Origin of the sequence: Mesorhizobium sp. M4B.F.Ca.ET.214.01.1.1, assembly GCF_004791545.1 — a bacterium.
In the GTDB taxonomy this organism is placed as follows: Bacteria; Pseudomonadota; Alphaproteobacteria; order Rhizobiales; family Rhizobiaceae; genus Mesorhizobium; species Mesorhizobium abyssinicae.
The window spans coordinates 354,090-375,252 of the sequence record NZ_SRUX01000005.1; the positions used below are offsets into that span (position 1 = coordinate 354,090).

General features: G+C 64.7%; 16 protein-coding genes and 1 tRNA gene. 8 read left to right on the top strand and 9 right to left on the bottom strand.

The genetic code is table 11. The features are described from left to right. The first annotated feature begins 135 nt into the window (after positions 1 to 135). The 4 genes from proS (at position 136) to EN857_RS13290 (ending at position 5,183) form a co-directional block, all read left to right on the top strand. Positions 136 to 1,464, top strand: coding sequence for a proline--tRNA ligase (proS, locus tag EN857_RS13275; protein WP_127391985.1), 1,329 nt, complete (start codon positions 136 to 138; stop codon positions 1,462 to 1,464). Continuing rightward, positions 1,461 to 2,762 (top strand): lipoprotein-releasing ABC transporter permease subunit, encoded by a 1,302-nt coding sequence (locus tag EN857_RS13280; protein ID WP_127284974.1) that lies wholly within the window; start codon positions 1,461 to 1,463, stop codon positions 2,760 to 2,762. The genes proS and EN857_RS13280 overlap by 4 nt, the downstream gene beginning before the upstream one ends. Then, a complete protein-coding gene (locus tag EN857_RS13285; RefSeq protein WP_187331281.1) occupies positions 2,759 to 3,442 on the top strand; it encodes an ABC transporter ATP-binding protein in 684 nt (227 codons plus the stop codon). Before EN857_RS13280 ends, EN857_RS13285 begins: the two co-directional genes overlap by 4 nt. Positions 3,443 to 3,932: 490 nt before the next feature. Then, positions 3,933 to 5,183, top strand: a complete 1,251-nt coding sequence (locus tag EN857_RS13290; RefSeq protein WP_127391986.1) for a site-2 protease family protein — start codon at positions 3,933 to 3,935, stop codon at positions 5,181 to 5,183. 19 nt (positions 5,184 to 5,202) lie between these two features. Here EN857_RS13290 and lipB read toward each other — a convergent pair whose 3' ends face one another. After that, a complete protein-coding gene (gene lipB / locus EN857_RS13295; RefSeq protein ID WP_127391987.1) occupies positions 5,203 to 5,946 on the bottom strand; it encodes a lipoyl(octanoyl) transferase LipB in 744 nt (247 codons plus the stop codon). 237 nt (positions 5,947 to 6,183) lie between these two features. Between lipB and EN857_RS13300 the strand changes: the two genes are divergently transcribed. Both EN857_RS13300 and EN857_RS13305 read left to right on the top strand, forming a co-directional pair. After that, positions 6,184 to 6,268: transfer RNA gene (locus EN857_RS13300), tRNA-Leu, on the top strand. A gap of 250 nt (positions 6,269 to 6,518) precedes the next feature. Further along, positions 6,519 to 7,502, top strand: coding sequence for an acyltransferase (locus tag EN857_RS13305; protein WP_187331282.1), 984 nt, complete (start codon positions 6,519 to 6,521; stop codon positions 7,500 to 7,502). A gap of 37 nt (positions 7,503 to 7,539) precedes the next feature. Here EN857_RS13305 and EN857_RS13310 read toward each other — a convergent pair whose 3' ends face one another. The 7 genes from EN857_RS13310 to EN857_RS13340 all read right to left on the bottom strand — a co-directional run bounded on the left by EN857_RS13310 (position 7,540) and on the right by EN857_RS13340 (position 16,417). Beyond that, positions 7,540 to 10,224: a phosphoenolpyruvate carboxylase gene (locus tag EN857_RS13310; RefSeq protein WP_135858726.1), complete on the bottom strand. Its 2,685-nt coding sequence runs from the start codon at positions 10,222 to 10,224 to the stop codon at positions 7,540 to 7,542. 70 nt (positions 10,225 to 10,294) lie between these two features. Continuing rightward, positions 10,295 to 11,263, bottom strand: coding sequence for a D-glycerate dehydrogenase (locus tag EN857_RS13315; RefSeq protein WP_127394206.1), 969 nt, complete (start codon positions 11,261 to 11,263; stop codon positions 10,295 to 10,297). Between the two features lie 81 nt (positions 11,264 to 11,344). After that, positions 11,345 to 12,244 (bottom strand): succinate--CoA ligase subunit alpha, encoded by a 900-nt coding sequence (sucD, locus tag EN857_RS13320; RefSeq protein WP_127311843.1) that lies wholly within the window; start codon positions 12,242 to 12,244, stop codon positions 11,345 to 11,347. Between the two features lie 14 nt (positions 12,245 to 12,258). After that, positions 12,259 to 13,446: a malate--CoA ligase subunit beta gene (locus EN857_RS13325; RefSeq protein ID WP_127285817.1), complete on the bottom strand. Its 1,188-nt coding sequence runs from the start codon at positions 13,444 to 13,446 to the stop codon at positions 12,259 to 12,261. Between the two features lie 18 nt (positions 13,447 to 13,464). Then, positions 13,465 to 14,421, bottom strand: a complete 957-nt coding sequence (locus EN857_RS13330) for a CoA ester lyase (RefSeq protein ID WP_127312040.1) — start codon at positions 14,419 to 14,421, stop codon at positions 13,465 to 13,467. A 12-nt stretch (positions 14,422 to 14,433) separates the two neighbouring features. Further along, on the bottom strand, positions 14,434 to 15,624 hold the full coding sequence (locus EN857_RS13335; protein WP_127285815.1) for an aminotransferase class V-fold PLP-dependent enzyme: 1,191 nt from the start codon (positions 15,622 to 15,624) through the stop codon (positions 14,434 to 14,436). A 121-nt stretch (positions 15,625 to 15,745) separates the two neighbouring features. Next, complete coding sequence (locus EN857_RS13340) at positions 15,746 to 16,417, bottom strand: response regulator transcription factor (RefSeq protein WP_128346862.1); 672 nt, start codon at positions 16,415 to 16,417, stop codon at positions 15,746 to 15,748. Between the two features lie 452 nt (positions 16,418 to 16,869). Between EN857_RS13340 and mgtE the strand changes: the two genes are divergently transcribed. Beyond that, complete coding sequence (gene mgtE, locus EN857_RS13345; protein WP_127285813.1) at positions 16,870 to 18,288, top strand: magnesium transporter; 1,419 nt, start codon at positions 16,870 to 16,872, stop codon at positions 18,286 to 18,288. A gap of 303 nt (positions 18,289 to 18,591) precedes the next feature. Next, entirely contained in the window at positions 18,592 to 18,978 is a 387-nt protein-coding gene (locus EN857_RS13350; RefSeq protein WP_112618641.1) for a MerR family DNA-binding transcriptional regulator, read from the top strand. Between the two features lie 31 nt (positions 18,979 to 19,009). Here EN857_RS13350 and EN857_RS13355 read toward each other — a convergent pair whose 3' ends face one another. Then, a complete protein-coding gene (locus EN857_RS13355) occupies positions 19,010 to 21,151 on the bottom strand; it encodes a beta-galactosidase (RefSeq protein WP_135858728.1) in 2,142 nt (713 codons plus the stop codon). Positions 21,152 to 21,163: the final 12 nt, after the last annotated feature.

Below are 21,163 nucleotides of genomic sequence, written 5' to 3' on the forward strand. Positions count from 1 at the left end.
CGATCAACCGGGCGGTTGCAGCACTTCGGTCGCTCGCTCGGGTTTCCAATCCGCCATGAAATGGCTATGAAGCCGGGGCAAGCAGCCCATGCCGCGCCGATTCCGGCGGGGCCATCCTCACTTACGGACCAGTCCATGCGTTTGTCGCGCTATTTCCTGCCCATTCTCAAAGAAAATCCGCGCGAGGCCGAGATCGTCTCGCACCGGCTGATGCTGCGCGCCGGCATGATCCGCCAGCAGGGGCAGGGCAGCTTCTCCTGGCTGCCGCTCGGCAAGCGCGTGCTGGACAAGGTCTGCCGGATCATCCGCGAGGAGCAGGACAGGGCGGGCGCGCTGGAAATCCTGATGCCGACCATCCAGTCGGCCGAGCTGTGGCGCGAAAGCGGGCGCTATGACGACTACGGCAAGGAGATGCTGCGCATCAAGGACCGGCAGGAGCGCGAGATGCTCTACGGGCCGACCAATGAGGAAATGGTCACCGAGATCTTCCGCGCCTATGTGAAGTCCTACAAGGACCTGCCGCTCAACCTCTACCACATCCAGTGGAAGTTCCGCGACGAGGTGCGGCCGCGCTTCGGCGTCATGCGTTCTCGCGAATTCCTGATGAAGGACGCCTATTCCTTCGACCTCAACTACGAGGGCGCCAAGGCCGCCTACAACCGGATGTTCGTGTCCTATCTCAGGACGTTCACGCGCATGGGCCTGCAGGCGATCCCGATGCGCGCCGACACCGGGCCGATCGGCGGAGACCTAAGCCACGAGTTCATCATCCTGGCCGACACCGGCGAGAGCCAGGTGTTCTGCCATCGCGACTATCTTTCGCTCGCCGTGCCGGGCGCGAACACCGACTTTTCCAACGACGCCGAGATCGCCGACATCGTCAAGACGTGGACGACGCCATACGCGGCGACCGACGAGATGCATGACGAGGCGGCCTGGGACAAGGTCTCCGAGGGCGACAAAGTCTCGGCGCGCGGCATCGAGGTCGGCCATATCTTCCATTTCGGCGAGAAGTATTCCAAGCCGATGGGCGCCAAGGTGACCGGGCCGGACGGCAAGGATCATTTCGCTTCCGGCGGCTCCTACGGAATCGGACCCTCGCGGCTGGTGGCGGCGATCATCGAGGCCAGCCATGACGACAACGGCATCATCTGGCCCGACGCGGTGGCGCCGTTCGACATCGGCCTGATCAACATGAAGGCGGGCGACGCCGAATGCGACCGCGTCTGCGACGAGCTCTATGCCGCGCTCTCCGGCGCCGGCAAGGACGTGCTCTATGACGACACCGACCAGCGGCCGGGTGGCAAGTTCGCCACCGCCGACCTGATCGGCCTGCCCTTGCAGGTGATCGTCGGGCCGCGCGGCGTGGCGAGCGGAGAGGTCGAGATCAAGAACCGCAGGACCGGCGAGCGCGAGACGCTGCCGATCGAAGCGGCGAAGAAGCGCCTCGGTTTCGCCGCATGAGCCAGGCGGCCGCAGCCAAAGCCCCGGCCGTCAAAGCCCCAGCCGCCGGCGCCTTTTCGGTGTTCGAGCGCATGGTTGCCTGGCGCTATCTGCGCTCGCGGCGCAAGGAGACGGTGATCTCGGTCATCGCCTCGATTTCCTTCCTCGGCATCATGCTGGGGGTGGCGACGCTGATCGTCGTCATGGCGGTGATGAACGGGTTCCGCGCCGAGCTGCTGACCCGCATCCTCGGCGTCAACGGCCATCTGATCGCGCAGCCGCTGGATTCGCCGCTGGAGGACTACGCCCAGGTGGCGGGCCGCATCAACGGCGTGGCCGGCGTCAAATACGCCATTCCGCTGATCGACGGCCAGGTGCTGGCGCAAGGCAATGTCGGCGGCGGCACCGGCGCGCTGGTGCGCGGCATACGCGGCGAGGACCTCGGCAAGATCTCGATCGTCTCCAGCAATATCAGGCAAGGCACGCTTGACGGCTTCGACACCGGCGAGGGCGTGGCGATCGGCAAGCGCATGGCCGAGAATCTCGGCCTCGTGCTCGGCGACACAATCACGCTGATCTCGCCGGACGGCGACGTGACGCCGCTCGGCACGACGCCACGCATGAAGGGCTACAAGATCGCGGCGATCTTCGAGGTCGGCATGTCGGAATATGACAGCTCGATCGTCTACATGCCGTTCTCGGAAGCGCAGCTCTATTTCAACATGGACGGCCGGGCGCAGACCATCGAGATCTATGTCGACAATCCCGACAATGTCGACGCGCTGAAGCCGCTGGTCGAGCAGGCGGCGCAGCGGCCGATCGACCTTGTCGACTGGCGCCAGCGCAACGAGACCTTTTTCTCGGCGCTGCAGGTCGAGCGCAACGTCATGTTCATGATCCTGACGCTGATCGTGCTGGTGGCGGCGCTGAACATCATTTCCGGCCTCGTCATGCTGGTGAAGGACAAGGGCCACGACATCGCCATCCTGCGCACGATGGGCGCCACGCGCGGCGCGATCCTGCGCATCTTCCTGATGACAGGGGCGGCGATCGGCGTCACCGGCACCATCGCCGGCGTTCTGCTCGGCGTCGTCATCTGCCTCAACATCGAATCGATCCGCCAGTTCTTCTCCTGGATGACCGGCAGGATCCTGTTCAATCCCGAGCTCTATTTCCTCAGTCAGCTGCCAGCGAAGATGGATGCGCGCGAGACCACCTATGTCGTCATCATGGCGCTGGGCCTGTCCTTCCTGGCGACGGTGTTTCCGGCCTGGCGGGCGGCGCGGCTCGATCCGGTCGAAGCCTTGAGGTACGAGTGATGGCCGAAGCCATTATCGAGCTGAAGGGCGTCGAGCGGCACTATGTCCAGGGGCCGCGCAAGCTGACCATCTTGAACGGCGCCGATTTTTCGCTGCGGCGCGGCGAGATGGTGGCGCTGGTGGCGCCGTCGGGCACCGGCAAGTCGACGCTGCTGCACACCGCCGGCCTGCTTGAGCGGCCCGACGCCGGCGACGTGATTCTCGGCGGCCGCGCCTGCGGCCGGCTGTCCGACGAGGACCGCACGGCCATCCGCCGCAACGATGTCGGCTTCGTCTATCAGTTCCATCATCTGCTGCCGGAGTTTTCCGCGCTGGAAAACATCATGATGCCGCAGCTGATCAAGGGGCTGTCGCGCAAGGAAGCGGCCGAGCGGGCGGCACAGCTGCTCGACTACATGCAGATCGGCAAGCGGGCGCAGCATCGCCCGTCGGAGCTCTCCGGCGGCGAGCAGCAGCGGGTGGCGATCGCACGCGCCGTCGCCAATGCGCCGCTGGTGCTGTTGGCCGACGAGCCGACCGGCAATCTCGACCCGGTCACCGCCTCCTATGTGTTCGAGGCGCTGGAAGCGCTGGTCAGGCAATCGGGCCTCGCGGCGCTGATCGCCACCCACAATCACGAGCTGGCTTCGCGCATGGATCGGCGGGTGACGTTGGCCGAGGGCAAGGTCGTCCCCCTTTAGGTCACGGCGATATTCGGGTGAGGCCGGCCTGCGAAAGGCGGCTTCCAGCGCTTCCGGTGCTCACGTACTTCAAGTTCGCTCCGCTCCGGTTCTCGGAACCCACCGTTCTCGACTCGGCCTGACCCAAATCTCGGCGTGCCCGCGTCGGCGCTGGTGCGTGGCCGCCCGCGCATTTCGCCCGTCAACCTTTCCTTAACCCTGCCGGATTGAGCGCCCGAAATTTCCGGGCAGCGCCTTTCTGCGGTCGTTGACATTCGAACAAAATTAGAACAAAATACGAACATACTAACAACTGGAGAGAGTTATGTCGGACCTTGTTCAGGATGTTGTGTCGCTCGTGTGCATGAGCACGTTTCTGATTTCCATGGCGATCTGGATCGGCGCCATGTGAGGACCATGCCTTGCGGCCGGCTGCCGCAAGCGCCTCGACGTTAAGCTTTTCTTGCCGCCATTGACGCTAGGGTGCCCGCGAAGACAGGGAGCAACACCGGTGTCGCCGATCGTGATGGCCATCCTCCTGGCCGGCAATCTCGGACTGATCTTTCTGCTGATGACCCTGCCGCTCGGCCTGCGCACGGTCAGGGTGTCGAGGCTGGTGGCGGCGGACCGCCACCGGCTCTGGCAAGCGCTGTGGCCGTTCGGCAGCGATGCCGGCTGGTCGGGCGAAATCGTTTCGGCTGAGGCGCTGGACGGGCAGGGCGTGGCCCGCATCGTCCTGTCCTGGGAAGGGCGCGACGGCCAGCCGATCGAACGCAAGGTCGTGCTGGAGGATGTCGTCGAGGGCGGCCGCTTTTCCATGCGCGTCCTCGATGATTCCTCGCTCGATGCCTCCTTCTGGGCCAGCTATCGCGAGACCACCGAACTGGTGGCCGAGGGCGCCGCGACGCGGGTCAGCCTCGGCCAGACCGATCGCTATCGCGGCGTCGCCTTCCTGATCTTCCGCTATTTCGCCATGCGGCGCGAACTCGGCAAGCTGCAGCGCTGGGCGAGGACGGGAGAGTATCGCAAGGGCGGCTGGTTCGAGCATCCACTCAGCCAGGTGGGATTCGCCGTGCTTTCAGCCTTCATCCTGTGGCCGTTCTTCGGCCTCAGCCTCGGCGGCCTGGCGCTGGCCGCGATCCTGACCTCGGTGGTCGCCCTGCACGAGCTCGGCCATATGGCGGCATTCCGGCTGATGGGACATAGCAGGGCGCGCATGATCTTCATCCCGCTGCTCGGCGGCATCGCCATCGGCGGCAGGCCCTACGACAGCCGCTTCGAAGTTGCCTTCGTGGCGCTGATGGGCGCCGGCTTCTCGGCCTTCCTGGTGCCGGTGCTGATCGCCGCCAGCGGGCTTGCCAGAGGCGAGGGGCATGGCGCCGTCGCCGCGCTGCTGGCCACGCTCGCCGGCTTTTCCGCGCTCTTCAACATCGCCAATCTGGTGCCGGTGTGGAAGTTCGACGGCGGCCAGGTGCTGCGCCAGATCTGCCCCGGCCCGATCGTCCTGGCGCTGGCTTCGTTCCTGCTGCTGTCCGCCTTGCTGGCGCTCGGCTGGCTGGCTGGATTTTCGCCGGGCTTCCTGCTTGCGGCGGGCGTCGTGTTCCTGATCCTCAGCCTGCTCACAATGGGCAGCGCGGTGAAGCCGCGCCATGAGCTGAAGCCGATCCGGACCTTCGACCGGTTCGCCATGGCCGGCGCGCTGCTCGCGGTCTTCGCCATCCATGGCTATGGCGTGCTGTGGGCGTCCACGCTGCTGGTCTGAACTGGTTCCGGACAGGTTCTCAGCCGGCCTTGCGGGCTGCCTCGACGGGTGAAGCCGCGACAGGGCCGAAGACATGCTCGAAAGCGGATTTCAGCGCCAGGTCGAGGTCGGCCATGGTCACCGGCAGGCCAAGGTCGACCAGGCTGGTGACGCCATGATCCTGGACACCGCACGGCACGATGCCGGTGAAGTGTCCGAGTTCCGGCTCTACATTTATGGCGATGCCGTGAAAGCTCACCCAGCGCCGCAGCCGGATGCCTATTGCCGCGATCTTGTCCTCGACCGGCGTGCCGTCGGCAAGCGCGGGACGATCCGGCCGCACGACCCAGACGCCGACCCTGTCCTCGCGCCGCTCGCCGCGCACGTTGAAGGCGGCAAGCGTTGCGATGATCCATTCTTCGAGCGCGGCGACAAAGGCGCGCACGTCCTCGCGCCGGCGCTTGAGGTCGAGCATGACATAGGCGACCCGCTGGCCAGGGCCGTGATAGGTGTATTCGCCGCCGCGTCCGGCCGAAAAGACCGGAAAGCGGTCGGGCTCGATCAGGTCCTCGATGCGGGCGCTGGTGCCGGCCGTGTAGAGCGGCGGATGCTCGACCAGCCAGACAATCTCGCCGGCCGCACCGCTGCGGATTGCCTCGGCGCGCGCCTCCATGAAGGCGATCGCATCGGGATAGGCGGTGAGGCCGGGCTCGATCCGCCATTCGACGGGTACTGAACCGGGCAGGGGCAGGAACGACGTGGCGATCTGGCTGCGTTCTGGCATGATAAATCTCGTGTGCCCCCTCATATGGCGGCAATGGGCGAAAACGTCCAGTTCCCCGGCATTTTCCAAAGCTGTGGAGCGTTGTGTCGGCAGCTCTGTCAGATGCGTGTCGTTCCCCCAAAACCGCTACGCACTTTTGGGCGACATGCATTGGCGATTATTCCGCACGGCGCACTTGTTTCGCCGGAAACGATTTGCTACAGGCCCCGAGCCGGTTCGTTCCGGCTCCTACCACGTGCGGTCGTGGCGGAATTGGTAGACGCGCAGCGTTGAGGTCGCTGTGGGGCAACCCGTGGAAGTTCGAGTCTTCTCGACCGCACCAAAATCTCCCTGTTGAATTTTCAACGGTTGCGGCAAAGAGCCCAACCAGCCGCCGGGACGTCGGGTAGCCTGCCCGGTCAGGCCGCTGTTTGAGGCGTGCGCGCCGGTTTGGCGGCTAAGCTCCTGCGTTGCTATGTCAGGCGCGGCAACCCGCGAGCAAAGGTTGTCATTGCAAGCAAAATGCAACCACAAGGAAACCCAATTTAAAGAATGCCAAAGTACCTTCGCCAGCTGTTCCGGGGGAGGTTCCTTTGCCTTACAATCCTGCGCTGGATGGATTGCGCGCCATCAGCATCCTGGCTGTTTTGGCTTTCCACTGCGAGGTGCCGCTGCTGCATGGCGGCTTCTTCGGGGTCGATCTGTTTTTTGTACTTAGCGGCTTTCTGATCACCACCATGCTGCGCAACGAACTTGACGAGACCAACAGCATCGATCTCGGCCGCTTTTACTGGAACCGGCTGGTACGCCTCACTCCGCCCCTTTATCTGATGCTGGCGGCAATCCTGCTCATCGGTCTGGAGACGCCTCGAAAAATCTTCATCGCAGCCGTCTACCTGACCGATTTCTTCGCGCCCTATGAGCACTTCTACGGTGTCCTGCGGCACACCTGGTCGCTGGCCGTGGAAGAGCAATTCTACCTGGTATGGCCGTTGCTGTTGGTGGGCATATTGCGCCTGCCTCGACCGGCTGCCGTGGTTGTCGCCATGTTTTGCATCGCGACAACCTGGAGGATCGTGCTGCTGCAGGAATTGCCGAGCGAATGGGTCTACTATCGTCCCGACGCCCGCCTGACAGGCTTGCTTGCGGGTGCGATCGTGGCTTTGGCAAAGCCGGAGTTCAAAGACCTATCCCAACTGGACAGCATCGGCAGAACGGCCGCGGGCACAATCCTGCCGTTCATGGTAGGCACGCAGATATTCACGCCGGTCTCGCTGCTGATCATGCAGCCTCTGGTCGAGGTTTCGGCAGCGGCCCTGGTTGTCGTGGCGACGGACAGCAGGAGTGAAATTCATCGCCTCTTGTCCCACCCCATGCTGGTGCGGGTCGGGGTCCTTTCCTATTCGATCTACCTTTGGCATTACCCGATCGCCAACGTCATGAAGCAGTCCTATGGCTGGGCTCCAACCCTGTTCGTAACGGCTGTCCTGTCGATGGCTCTCGCCGTGCTGACGCACAGTCTCGTCGAGATCCCGATGAGGGCGCTTCGTCTGCGACGTCGCGTCGTTGTAGGCTGATTTTGCAGATCTGCCCCGACTGGGACCGTCGCCGGCGCTATCCCGTCCAGCCAAGGCCGGCCGAGATGCAGTTGATCGAGACGAGCAGGGCGTCGGTCGCTCGCTTTTGATCCGCTGTGCCGGTAGTTGCCCGGACTTCCCGCAGCAGATCGACCTGCAGCCGGTGGATGTCGTCCATCTGTCGTCGCAGATTGTCGAAACGCCGCTTGAACATCGGAAAGCGCGCGGAAAGGTCGCCTCCCGTGAGGTCGCCGATCAGGCGTCGCGTCAACTCGTATTCGGCACCGATGCGGGCGTGGATTCGCCCGGCCGCATCGCTGTCGGACACTAGGCCGGCGTAGAGGCGCGCGATCTCCATGTCGGACTGGTAAAGCGTCTTCTCGGCCTCGTCGACGATCAGGCGGAAGAAGCGCGAATGCTCGAACATGCGGGCCAGAAGGTCGCGCCCGGCCTCGCCGCGCACGGTGACGAAGGAACTCATCGCGCTGCCGATGCCATACCAGCCGGTCAACAGATGACGGTTCTGGCTCCAGGCGAACACCCATGGAATGGCGCGCAGGTCGGCAATGCCGCTGGCGCCGAAACGGCGATCCGGTCGTGAGCCCATTTTCAGGAGCGCCAGCTCCGCGACCGGGCTCGCCTGGTTGAAATAGGCGAGGAAGCCGGGCTCGGCCATCAGCCCGGCATAGGATGCCTGCGACATGCCTGCCAGCGCTTCCAGCGCTTCGTCGAATTCCGGCGTTTCCTTCTTCTCGACATCGCCGGGCGATCCGACACTATGGGCCAGCACGCCGGCGGCGAGTATCTCGAGCTGGTTGAGGCCGGTGCCGCGATTGGCGAATTTCGACGAGACGACCTCGCCCTGCTCGGTCACCCGCATGGTTCCCGCGACGGTGCCTTGCGGCTGTGCGGCGATCGCCCGGCCGGTCGGCGCGCCGCCACGGCTGACGGAGCCGCCGCGGCCGTGGAAGAAGCTGATCCTGACCTTGTGCTTGCGGCCGACGGCAGCGAGGCGCTTTTGCGCTTTCGCCAGTTCCCAATTGGACGCGAGGAAACCGCCATCCTTGTTGGAGTCCGAATAGCCGAGCATGATTTCCTGGCGCGCGCCGAAATCCCGCACCGTGCGCCTGACCAGCGAAACGCCGAGCAACCCGTCCAGGATGGCGGGGGCGGCCTGCAGATCGGCGATGGTCTCGAACAAGGGCACGATCCGCAGCCGGATTGTGCCGCCGCCACTGGGCGCGGTCGAAAGTCCGCAATATTGCGCCAGCAGATAGACCGCGAGCAGATCGTCTGCCGAGCGGGTCATGCTGAGAACGAAAGCGCCGACAGCATCGCCATCCGATCCGGAGATGTGCCTGGCGATGACCGAGAATGTCGAAAGCAGTTCGCCTGCTTCAGGCGAGAGCCGGCCTGCGTCGATCTCCAGCTGCTCGCCCTGGCTCAAGGCAGCGCGAATGCGCGCCGACCATTGCGGCGTGCCGGCTGCCACCGGATCGGCGGGATTTGCCAGGGCAAACAGCTCGGCCAGCACGCGGTTGACGACGGTGGAGTTCTGCCTGACGTCGAGCGAAACCGTGCGGAAGCCGAAGCTTCCGACCTGCCAAAGCAGCGGCTGGACGAAACGCCTGGCCACCGCGCGCCCTCCGATTGCTTCGAGGACCGAAGATAGGGCGTTGAGATCGGCCCGAAACGCCTCCGCCGAGGGGTACGCCGCCGTACTGCCATCCCGCGTCGCGTCCAGCCGGGCAAGCAGGGCCGAGGCGAACTGGCGAAGCGGTTCGTCAGGGTTGCGGGCGGCGATCTCGTCGGCCTGTCCGCTTCTATCGAGCGCCGTTTGCAGCACCGGCTCGAAGCTGGCCGGCAGGTCGATGACGTTCGAACTGGCACTGAGCACCGACACCAGCCGCTGCATCTGCGCCAGATACCAGCCTATGGCGGTGTTGCGGTACTCGGCCATGGCATGGGCCGTGACCGCGGCCGTCACGTTGGGATTGCCATCGCGGTCGCCGCCGATCCACGAGGCATAACGCATGAAGGAGGGAATTCTTATCGGCTCGCCCGGATAGTGACGCTCAAAGGCGCCCTGAAGCTTGCCATAGAGCTGCGGCGTCGCCTCGAAGATGACTTCGCGAAAGAAATGCAGGCCCCAGGCGATCTCGCGCTCGACCGTCGGGCGCTCCAGCCGCAGCTCGCCGGTCATCCACAGAAGCTCGATCTCGCTTTCCAGATCGGCGACCAGCAGGTCGCGTTCGCGCGGCGCCCAGCGCGGCTGGTCGAGCTCGGTCAGCTTGCGATATATGCGGCGGTGGATCTCCAGCACCGTGACGCGCTTGGCCTCCGTCGGGTGAGCGGTCATGGTCGGGCCGACGCAAAGCTCATTGAGCGCGGCCTGGGCCTCCTGCGCCGAGTGGCCGTTGGCCGCCATCTGCGCGATCACGCTGGCGAAGGAGCCGGGCACTTCGTCGACGCCGGCGCCCTGTTCGAGTTCGCGTCGCGCCCGCATGGCAAGCAACTCGTCGGCGATCGTCAGCAGCTGGAACCACACGCCTGTCGCCTGAAGCGCCGGGATGCGCTGGCCAGGGGCGAGGGAGCCAAGCGACCTGCGTCCGCTCAGAACGGCGGCGATCTCCGGCTCGCGGGCGCTTGCGACCTGCAGCAGCAGGCGCAACAAAAGGCTGCGCTCGTCCTCGCGAAACTTGATGCGTCTGCTCTGTTCCAAGGCGCTCTCCTGATCCGTCGGCATCGACCGCCGCTGTAGCCGCGCCCTGAATCGAGGGTGGCGCCGGCTGTCAGGCGACCCGGTCGGGAACCGGACGCCCCTCGAAGAAGGCGGTCAGGTTCTCCACCACCTTCATGCCCATTGCCACCCGCGTTTCCTCGGTCGCGCTGCCGAGATGCGGCAGCAGCACGACATTCTCCAACTGCTTCAGCGCCTCCGGAACGGCCGGCTCCTCGGCAAAGACGTCTAGGCCAGCGCCGGCGATCTCGCGCCTTTGCAGCGCGCCGATCAGGGCGTCCTGGTCGACGACGTCGCCGCGCGCGGTGTTGATCAGGAACGCGCTACCCTTCATCAACCGCAGGCTTCGGGCATCGATCAGGTGGCGGTTTTCCGCGCCGCCCGGGCAGTGCAGCGACACGAAATCGGATGCCGTGAGCACACCTTCCAGAGTCTGCATCTGCACCGCGCCCATGGCGCGCGTTTCCTCATCATCGACCGGCGACCGGTTGAAGAACACGATCTTCATGCCGAAGCCGAAATGCGCGCGCCTGGCCGTCGCCTTGCCGATGCGCCCCATGCCGACAATACCCAAGGTCTTGCCCGAAACCTTCGCGCCGGCCATGTGGGTCGGCGACCAGCCGTGCCACTCTCCGGCTCGCAGCTGCCGCTCGCCTTCACCGGTCCGGCGCGCGACCGCCAACATCAGGCTCAGCGCAAGGTCGGCGGTGCAATCGGTCAGCACGCCAGGCGTGTTGGTCACCACGATGTCGCGGTCGCGGGCCGCCGCGACATCGATATGGCTGAAGCCGACGCCGAAATTGGCGATGATGCGGGTACGGGGGGCGCTCTCGGGAAACACCGCGACCGGCAAGCGGTCGCTGACCGTCGCCAGGATCGCGTCAAAATCCGCGAAGGCGGACGTCATCGCGGCAGCGCTCAGCGGCGTATCGTCTGCGTTGAGCGTCGCGTCGAAGCGCTCTGCGAGGATCGCCTCGACGGCGGCCGGCCATTTGCGGGTGACAATCAAACGCGGTTTCATCGAATTTCCTGCCGATCGACGGGCCGCCGCGATGCCTGCGCCGGCCCAGATTTCACATTTGCTATGCGGCCTTCGCCGGCGTCACGCCGCCTTCTTGGACCGCGCCAGTGTCTCGGCCACGACCTCGCCGAACGAGGCGGGAGTCGGCACGATGACGACGCCGGCTTCCTTGAGAATCTCGACCTTTTCCTGCGCCGACTCGCCAAAGGCGGAGATAATGGCCCCGGCGTGGCCCATGCGGCGGCCCTTCGGCGCGGAAAGGCCGGCAATGTAGGCGATCAGCGGCTTGCGCATGTTGTCGCGCGCCCAGATCGCGGCTTCGGCTTCCTGCGGGCCGCCGATCTCGCCGATCATCACCACGGCATCGGTATCCTCGTCGCGTTCGAAGAGCTGCAGGATGTCCTTGAACGACGAGCCGTTGATCGGGTCGCCGCCGATGCCGACGCTGGTCGACACGCCGATGCCGAGCGCCTTCATCTGCGAGGCAGCCTCGTAGCCCAGCGTGCCGGAGCGGCCGACGATGCCGACCCGGCCGGGCAGGTAGATGCTGCCGGGCATGATGCCCATCAGCGCCTGTCCCGGCGTGATGACGCCGGCGCAGTTGGGACCGACGAGGCGCATGCGGTCCTCGAAGCGGTAGCGGCGCATGTAGCGCTTGACCTGCATCATGTCCTGCGACGGGATGCCGTCGGTGATGCAGACGCAGAGCTTGATGCCGGCGTCCGCCGCTTCCATGATCGAATCGGCCGCGAAGGGCGGCGGCACGAAAACGATGCTGGCCTCGGCGCGGGTCTCGCGAACCGCACCCTTGACGGTGTTGAAGATGGGCAGGCCGAGATGGGTCTGGCCGCCCTTGCCGGGGGTGACGCCGCCGACGAGCTTGGTGCCGTAGCGCTTCATGTCCTCGGCGTGGAAGCTGCCGATCTTGCCGGTGAAGCCCTGGACGATGACGCGGGTGCTGCGATTGAGCAGGATTGCCATTTTTTAGACCTCCCTCAGGCTGCTTTTTTCTTCTTGGCGGCCGCGCGCCAGGCGGCGACGGCCTTTTCGGCGGCTTCGGCCAGCGTCTCGGCGACGATCACCGCCTCGCCGGAATCGGCCAGGATCTTGCGTCCTTCCTCGACCTTGGTGCCGGAGAGCCGCACCACCAGCGGCACGTCGACGCCGACTTCGCGGATCGCCTTGATGACGCCTTCGGCGACCCAGTCGCAGCGGTTGATGCCGGCGAAGATGTTGACCAGGATGGTCTCGACATTCTTGTCGCCGAGCACGGCGCGGAAGGATTTCGCCACCCGCTCCGGAGAGGCGCCGCCGCCGATATCGAGGAAGTTGGCCGGCTCGCCGCCGGCGATCTTGATCATGTCCATCGTCGCCATGGCGAGGCCGGCGCCATTGATGATGCAGCCGATATTGCCCTCCAGGCCGACATAGGAAAGGCCGCGGTCACTGGCGAAGGTTTCGCGCGGGTCTTCCTGGCTCTTGTCGCGCAATTCGGAGATCTCCGGGCGGCGGAACAGGGCGTTCTCGTCGAACGACATCTTGGCGTCGAGCGCGACCAGGCTGCCGTCGCGGGTCACCACCAGCGGATTGATCTCCAGCATCGAGGCGTCGTAGTCGCGGAACACCTGGTAGCAGCCGAGGATGGTTTCGGTGGCCTTGCCGATCAGATTGCTCTCGAGCCCGAGGCCGAAGGCGATCTCGCGCGCCTGGAACCCCTGCATGCCGACACCGGGATCGACCGTGGCGCGGATGATCGAATCCGGTTTCTTTTCGGAGATATCCTCGATCTCCATGCCGCCGGCGGCCGACGCCACGATCATGACGCGCTCTTCCTTACGGTCGAGCACGAAGCCGAGATAGAGTTCCTGGGCGATGTCGACCGCTTCCTCGAGATAGAGGCGCGATATCAGCTTGCCGCGCGGCCCGGTCTGGTGAGTCACCAGCTTGCGGCCGAGCATGGCCTCCGCCGCGTTGGAGATCTCCTCGTCGTTGGAGCAGAGCTTGATGCCGCCGGCCTTGCCGCGCGCGCCCGAATGAACCTGCGCCTTCAGCACCCATTTCGAACCGCCGATCTCGCGCGCCCGGTAGGTCGCCTGCTCGGGGCTGTAGGCGAGGCCGCCGCGCGGCACATGCACGCCGTGGCGGGCGAGCAGTTCCTTGGCCTGGTATTCGTGAATGTCCATTTTGTCCTCCGGTAATTCTCAGTGCGTCGCAGCCTGGCCGGCGCGCTCGATGGCCTCGCTGACCACCAGCACGTTGCGCGCCATGCGTTCCGACGCGGCGTCGATCATCTTGCCGTCGAGTGCTGCCGCGCCCTTGCCGAGCGCCTCGGCCTCCTTCAGCACCTCGAGGATGCGCCTGGCGCGCGTGACCTCTTTCTCTGGCGGCGAGAACACGTCGTTGGCGAGCGCGATCTGCGACGGGTGGATCGCCCATTTGCCTTCGATGCCGAGTGCCGCGGCACGCCTTGCGGCCGCATTATAGCCTTCGGGGTCGGAGAAATCGCCGAACGGTCCGTCGATGGCGCGCAAGCCGTAGGCGCGGCAGGCGACCGTCATCCGCGACAGAGCGAAATGCCACTGGTCGCCGGGATAGTCGGGGTTGAGGCCGCCGATGTTGACGGTGCGCGCCTTGTTGCTGGCGGCATAGTCGGCAACGCCGAAATGCATCGCTTCCAGCCGGCCCGGCGTGGCGGCGATCGCCTCGACATTGGCCATGCCGAGCGCGGTCTCGATCAGCGCCTCGAGGCCGACGCGGGTCTTGTAACCCTTGGCCATCTCGATCTGGTTGACCATGGCCTCGACCATATAGAGGTCGGCCGGCACGCCGACCTTCGGCACCAGGATGGTGTCCAGCCGGTCGCCGGCCTGTTCCATGACGTCGACCACGTCGCGGTACATGTAGTGGGTGTCGAGGCCGTTGATGCGCACCGAGACGGTCTTGCCCTTGGCGCGCCAGTCGATGTCGTTCAGCGCCTGGATGATGTTCTTGCGGGCGCGTTCCTTGTCCGGCGGCGCGACCGCGTCCTCGATGTCGAGGAAGACGAAGTCGGCGGCGCTGTTCGCGGCCTTGTCGATCATCTCCGGGCTCGAGCCGGGAACCGCCAGCTCGCTGCGCTGCAGCCTGAGCTTCTTCAGGTGGTTGATGGTGTGGCTCATGGTCGGTCCTCCTCAGGCCGCTTCGGCGACCGGCACGGCGGCCGAGGCGCGGAAGTGCTGGATGGCGGCGCCGACGCCGGAGCCCGGCGCCAGCTTGACCCCGCAGTCGAGCAGCGCCAGCTCGGCGGCCGACAGCGAGGCCAGCACCATCACCTCGTTCAGCCAGCCGAGATGGCCGATGCGGAACACCTTGCCGGCCACCTTGTTGAGGCCGCCGCCGAGCGATGTCTGGTAGGTCCCGTAGGCGCGCTTGACGACGTTGGCGCTGTCGATGCCGTCGGGCACCAGGATGGCGCTGACCGTGTCGGAGTGCCATTGCGGTGTCCTGGCGCACAGCTTCAGGCCCCAGGCCTCGACCGCCTTGCGCACGCCTTCGGCTAGGCGATGGTGGCGGGCGAAGATGTTCTCCAGCCCTTCCTGAGCGATCAGGTCAAGCGAGGCGCGCAGACCCCGCAGCAGCTGGGTGGCCGGCGTATAGGGGAAGTAGCCGGTATCATTGACGCGGATCATGTCCTCGAAGGAGAAGTAGCAGCGCCGGTGGGTCGCGACCCGCGACGCGGCAAGCGCCTTCTTGCTGACCGACAGGAAGCCGAGGCCGGCGGGCAGCATGAATCCCTTCTGCGAGCCGCTGACGGCGCAGTCGACGCCCCATTCTTCCTGACGGAAGTCGATCGAGCCGATCGACGAGACGCCGTCGACAAAGAGGAGCGCCGGGTGGTTCGCCGCGTCGAGCGCGGCGCGGCAGCCGGCGACGTCGCTGGTGACGCCGGTCGCGGTCTCGTTCTGGGTGCAGAAGACGGCTTTGATGCGGTGCGCCTTGTCGGCCTGCAGCTTCTCGGCATAGAGATCGAGCGGAACGCCGGTTCCCCATTCGCAGTCGATGACGTCGACCTCGAAGCCGAGACGCTCGGCCATGTCGACCCACAGATGCGAGAACTGGCCGAAGCGCGACATCAGCACCCGGTCACCGGGGCTAAGCACGTTGGTCATCGCCGATTCCCAGGCGCCGGTGCCGGACGAAGGGTAGATGAAGACGCGGCCGGTCTCGTTCTTGAACACCTTCTTGATGTCCTCGAACAGCGGCAAGGTCAGATCCGGGAAGGAGGAGGCGCGCATGTCCTCCATCGGCAGGTTCATGGCCTGCCGGACCTGCTCCGGAATGTTGGTGGGCCCTGGGATGAAAAGATGGGTGAACCCAGCCATGCGCGAACTCCTCCGGTCATTTGGGATGGTGGAGGAAGTTTCGTTTCGATGAGCCTGAGCGACAACACTCTGGCGGGTAAGTTGTCGCCGCGCGCGGGTAGGTTCCGCCTACCCGGCCGTCCTACCCGATAGGTGATTTGGGCGTACGGCGCTTCTCGCTCGAATAGAGCGCGACCGCCATGGCGCGGTTGCGGACGTCGAGCTTGTCGTAAAGATTCTTGAGGTGGTACTTCACCGTATTCTCGGAAATCCCGGTCCGTGTCGCGATCTGCAGGTTGGTCCAGCCGTCGGAAAGCACCGCCAGCAGCTCGCGCTCGCGCACGGTGAGCTGCGACAAGGGCGTGTCGTTGACCTTGTTGATGTCGATATAGGGGATGCAGATGCGGCCGTGCGCGACCGCCAGGATGGTCTCGAAGATGATCGGCGGGTCGTCGAACTGGAAGCAATAGCCTTGGGCTCCAAGCCGCACGCACTGCTTCAGGATGCCGATGTCGTGGTCGTTGGAAAAGACGGTGATGCGGACGTCGAGCCCACGGTTCTGGACCTCGGCCAGGATGTCGGCGCCATCCATGTCGGCGAGCTTCCAGCCGATGAGGGCGACGTCGAAGTCAGGCTCCGCCGCGAATTCCAGGAATTGCTTGCCGCTTTGCACGGTGGCCAGAAGCTCGAAGCGCCCGTCGCATTCCAGCATTTCGCGAAGGGCCGAGATGACGAGCGGATTGCGTTCGGCAACGATCACGCGAACGCGTCGTTCCTCAATTGACCCGTTTCCTCTCTCCGGCTTCGTCGTCAAGGGTTCCCGGTTTTTCTCTTTGCGGCCGGGCGAGCCCGGCCGTGGTCCTCTATGCTGACAATTCTGCCGCAACCGCGCGGGCGTGCTCTTTCCCCAGCGACATGCGCTGTCGCGTCGCCTGAAGCCGGACCGGCGTTCCTTTTTGATGGTATCGCCATTCCCGGTGGCTTACCGGACGATGTCTCCTGCCAACGGAATTGATCGGGCGGGAAGGGCGTATTTCGTTTGATATTCCTGAGCGTTAGAGCGATAGGTTCGCAAATCGAATCGTGCTGCCGAACCATCATTCCTTCGAGCTTCGGATTTCCCAAATGCGGTTTCCCCTTTGGGTTCGATGCTCTAGACCTGAACTCTAGACTATTTGCTTCTGCGCAATTCCGAACGGAAAACCGTTACACACTTTTCCTGGAATTGCTCTAGCTTTTCCGGAATCCTGACGGCGGGAGGCGCTGGTGGAAGGCCAGGACAATCAGACGACCGACGCCAGGCCGCATGAGGAGGCCCACGCCGACATCTATGGCGAGGACGGCGCCGTCCTGTCGTCTTTCCTGGCCCATGTCGGCGCGGCGATCGCCGACCGCGACACGCTCACGCTCAAGCGTGACGTCGGCGACCTGCACCAGTCGGAGCTCGGCGATCTGCTCGAGGCCTTGCATCCCGAGCAGCGCCGGGCGCTGGTCGAGCTGCTCGGCTCCGATTTCGACTTTTCCGCGCTGACCGAGGTCGACGAGGCGATCCGTCTCGACATCGTCGACAATCTGCCGAACGAGCAGATCGCGCAGGCGGTGCAGGAGCTCGATTCCGACGACGCCGTCTACATTCTTGAGGACCTCGACCAGGAGGACCAGGACGAGATCCTGTCGCAGCTGCCGTTCACCGAGCGGATCAGGCTGAGGCGGTCGCTCGACTATCCGGAGGAGTCGGCCGGCCGGCGCATGCAGACGGAATTCGTCGCCGTGCCGCCGTTCTGGACCATCGGCCAGACCATCGACTACATGCGCGAGGACAAAAACCTTCCCGACCGCTTCAGCCAGATCTTCGTCATCGATCCGAGCTTCAAGCTGCTTGGCGCCATCGATCTCGACCAGATCCTGCGCACCAAGCGGGCGGTGAAGGTCGAGGATGTGATGCACGAGACGAGGCACGCCATCCCGGCCACCATGGACCAGGAAGAAGCGGCGCGCGATTTCGAGCAATACGACCTCCTGTCGGCGGCCGTGGTCGACGAGAACGAGCGGCTGGTCGGCGTGCTGACCATCGACGACGTCGTCGACGTCATCCAGCAGGAGGCAGAGGAGGATCTCCTGCGCATGGGCGGCGTCGGCGACGAGGAACTGTCCGACACGGTGCTCGCGACCTCGCGCTCGCGTGTGCCGTGGCTTCTGGTCAACCTGTTGACGGCCTTCCTCGCGGCCTCGGTGATCGGCCTGTTCGACCACACGATCGAGCATATCGTGGCGCTGGCCGTGCTGATGCCGATTGTCGCCGGCATGGGTGGCAATGCCGGCTCCCAGACCATGACCGTCACCGTGCGCGCGCTGGCGACGAAAGATATCGACATCTACAATGCCGCCCGCATCATCCGCCGCGAGGTCGGCGTCGGCTTCATCAACGGTGCCGTGTTCGCCGTGCTGATCGGCATCGTCGCGGCGGCTTGGTTTCGCGATCCCAACCTGGGCGGCATCATCGCGGCGGCGATGATCATCAACATGTTCGCGGCGGCGCTCGCCGGGATCCTGATCCCGCTGCTGCTCGACCGCTTCAAGATCGATCCGGCGGTGGCGTCGGCAGTCTTCGTCACCACGGTCACCGACTGCGTCGGCTTCTTCGCTTTCCTCGGCCTCGCTACCTGGTGGTTCGCCGTCCCCTGAGCATTGTTGATATTCCGGTGATGCCGGCCTGCAAATGGCGGTCTCCTGCGCTTCCGGTGCTCACGTACCTTTAAGTACGCTCCGCTCCGATTCTCGGAGACCACCATTTTGCTCGCTTCGCGCCCGTCTTCGACTCCGGCTCGGCCTACACAACAACCCAATCCCAGTTTGGGATCGTGTCTTCAATTGACTTTTACGTAAATGCCGTGCGAGGTTCGGCCAGGTTCCATTCGATTCCGCTCATGGAACGGAGGGGAGGGGCGACGCCACGGACGGCGCCCAGAATCGGCATCGGGAGCGACAATGCGGGAATACTACACGATCACCGAACTGACCCGCGAATTCGACGTGTCGACCCGGACGCTGCGCTTTTACGAGGACGAGGGGCTGGTGCAGCCGGTGCGGCGCGGCCGCACAAGGCTGTTTCGGCCGTCCGATCGGCATCTGATCCGCCAGATTATGCGCGGAAAAAGGCTCGGCTTCTCGATCAACGAGATCCGCGAAATCATCCAGATGTACAAGGAACCGCCCGGCGAGGTCGGCCAGCTCAAGCTGATGATCAAGCGCATCGAGGAAAAGCGCGAGGATCTCAGGCAGAAGCGGCGCGACCTGGAAGAAACGCTCGCCGAGCTCGACCAGGCCGAGGAATCCTGCGTCGAACGCCTGGTGGAGCTCGGCGTCAACACCTGAACGTGGCTGTCCCTTGTCGGGCGGTGTCTCCTCAACTGAGCAAGATCACCGCGCTGCCATAGGCTTCGAGTTGCATGGGCCCCGCGGTCGGACGACCGGTCAGTAGGTCTAGGCCTTGGGGCACGCCCGGCACTGCCACCGGTACTTCCGTGGTATTTTGAACGAACATCAGTTGGCGATCCTCGGCCTCGCGGATCGACACTTCCACTCCATCAGGCAGTTCAGGAAGCAGAGGCGCCACGCCAGCCCTGGTCAGAACGCCCTCGGCGATGGCTTCCGCAAGCTCGTGCGTCAGATAGGTGCCGACATAGACGACGCGGCCTTTGCCGAGCTGGCGTGAGGTGATTGCCGGCTGCCCGGCGCAAAAGCGGCTCGACCATGCGCCCAGCACCTCGGTATCCGGCTCGACCTCGAGCAGTTCGTAGAGATGCGCGGCCTCAAACTGCCTGTTGCGGAAGGTGAAATGATACTTGCGCTCCGCCGACGAGGCCGGGAGAGGCGCTGGCGGGACATGGGCGCCAGTCGCGGCCTGGCGGAACAAGGGAAACAGTCCGGCGCCGCCTTGCGGAACGAGGCGGCCGAACTCGGCAACCTTGACGCCGCTCAGTGCCGAAAGGTCGCGCCCGGGTGCCTGCTCGCGAACGATGTGGTTGTTCTCATCCCTTGTGCCGGTCAGCGCCGACAGGATCAGCGTGCCGCCGCTGCGGACGAAAGCCTCGACCGCAGCATTCCATTCCTGCTTCCACATCACCCAATGCGGAACATAGAGCGCCTTAAGTCGCGACAGGTCATCCTCGGGGTGGATGAAGCCGCAGGCTATGCCGTTCCGGTAGCAGTACCGGTGCAGCAGCGTTGCATCGTCGAGTGGGCTCGGCAACCCCATGGCATAGGTCTTATGCGCTTCCTGGTTGTCGAAATCCGCGCCGGCGATGCCGATGTCCATGCGCACGACCGTGCCAAGGATCTGATCCTTGATAGCGGCGATGTCGTGGAAGAACCGGCTCGCCTCGTCGTAGCGGCGTCGGGGCACGTCGTCGTGATCGATGACGCCCATCCAGTAGATCTCTGCGCCAAAATGCGCGGGGCGCCAGCGGAAAAACATGATGCCGTCGGCGCCGCGTGCCACCGATGTCATGGCCATGCGGCGCATCTCGCCCGGCTCCGGTGTCATGGTCGAGAAGCCCGGCTGGCTGCCAAAGCCGGAGGCCTGCTCCGGCACGATATAGTTGCCGGAGTATGCACGGCAGATGTCGAGATGCAGCGCCTGCGTGGCCGCGTGTCCGCCCGTGCGCCGCATTTCGTCATACAGCATCGGGTAGATGTCGAAGCCGATGAAATCGAGGTCCTGTCCGAACTGGCCGCGGAAATCGATGTCGGCGAGCTGGCCGAGATTGTGGAAGACGAACCAGTCCGGATTGGCGGCGCGCAGGATCTCGACCTGGTCGTGCTGGAAAGCCGCCGTCGCCGCGGCCAGGAAGCGATGGTAGTCCTGCACCTGCCCGGGGCTCGGATAGGATGGCATCAGCGGCCGCGGCAGGTCGATTTGCGAGAAATCGTCGTAGGCCGTCGCCCAGAAATGGCCGCCCCAGGCGAAATTCAGCGCGCCGATCGCGCCGTATTTGTGCTGCAGGAATTTCTGGAATTCCAGCCGCGTCGAAGGCGCGAACGACTCCGAAACCGTCGTGTTGAGCTCGTTGTCGGTCTGCCAGCCGATGACGCGAGGATTGTTGTTGTAGTGCTCGGCCATGGCGCGCGTGATGCGGCGGCTGTGAGCGCGAAACACGGGGCTGGTGGTGTCGGCGTGCTGACGCGATCCATGGCTCGCGCGGTGGCCGTTGACGTCGACGCGCAACACCTCGGGATAGTTGACGGTCAGCCAGCGCGGCGGCGTCGCTGTCGGCGTGCAGATGATCGTGTCGATTCCGACCGCGCCGAGAACCTCGATTGCCCGGTCGAACAGATCGAAGTCGAACTTGCCTTCATAGGGCTCGAAAATATGCCAGGCGAACTCCCCCATCCGGACCGTGTTGACGCCGGCGGCAAGCATGCGCTCGGCATCGCGTCGCCAGCAACTCTCGTCGACATGTTCGGGATAGTGCGGTGCTCCCAGAAGAAAGCGGTCGAGATTGAGCGGTCGCCAAACCGAAAGCGGGGCGGGCTTCTTGCGGTGCATGCGGATGATACT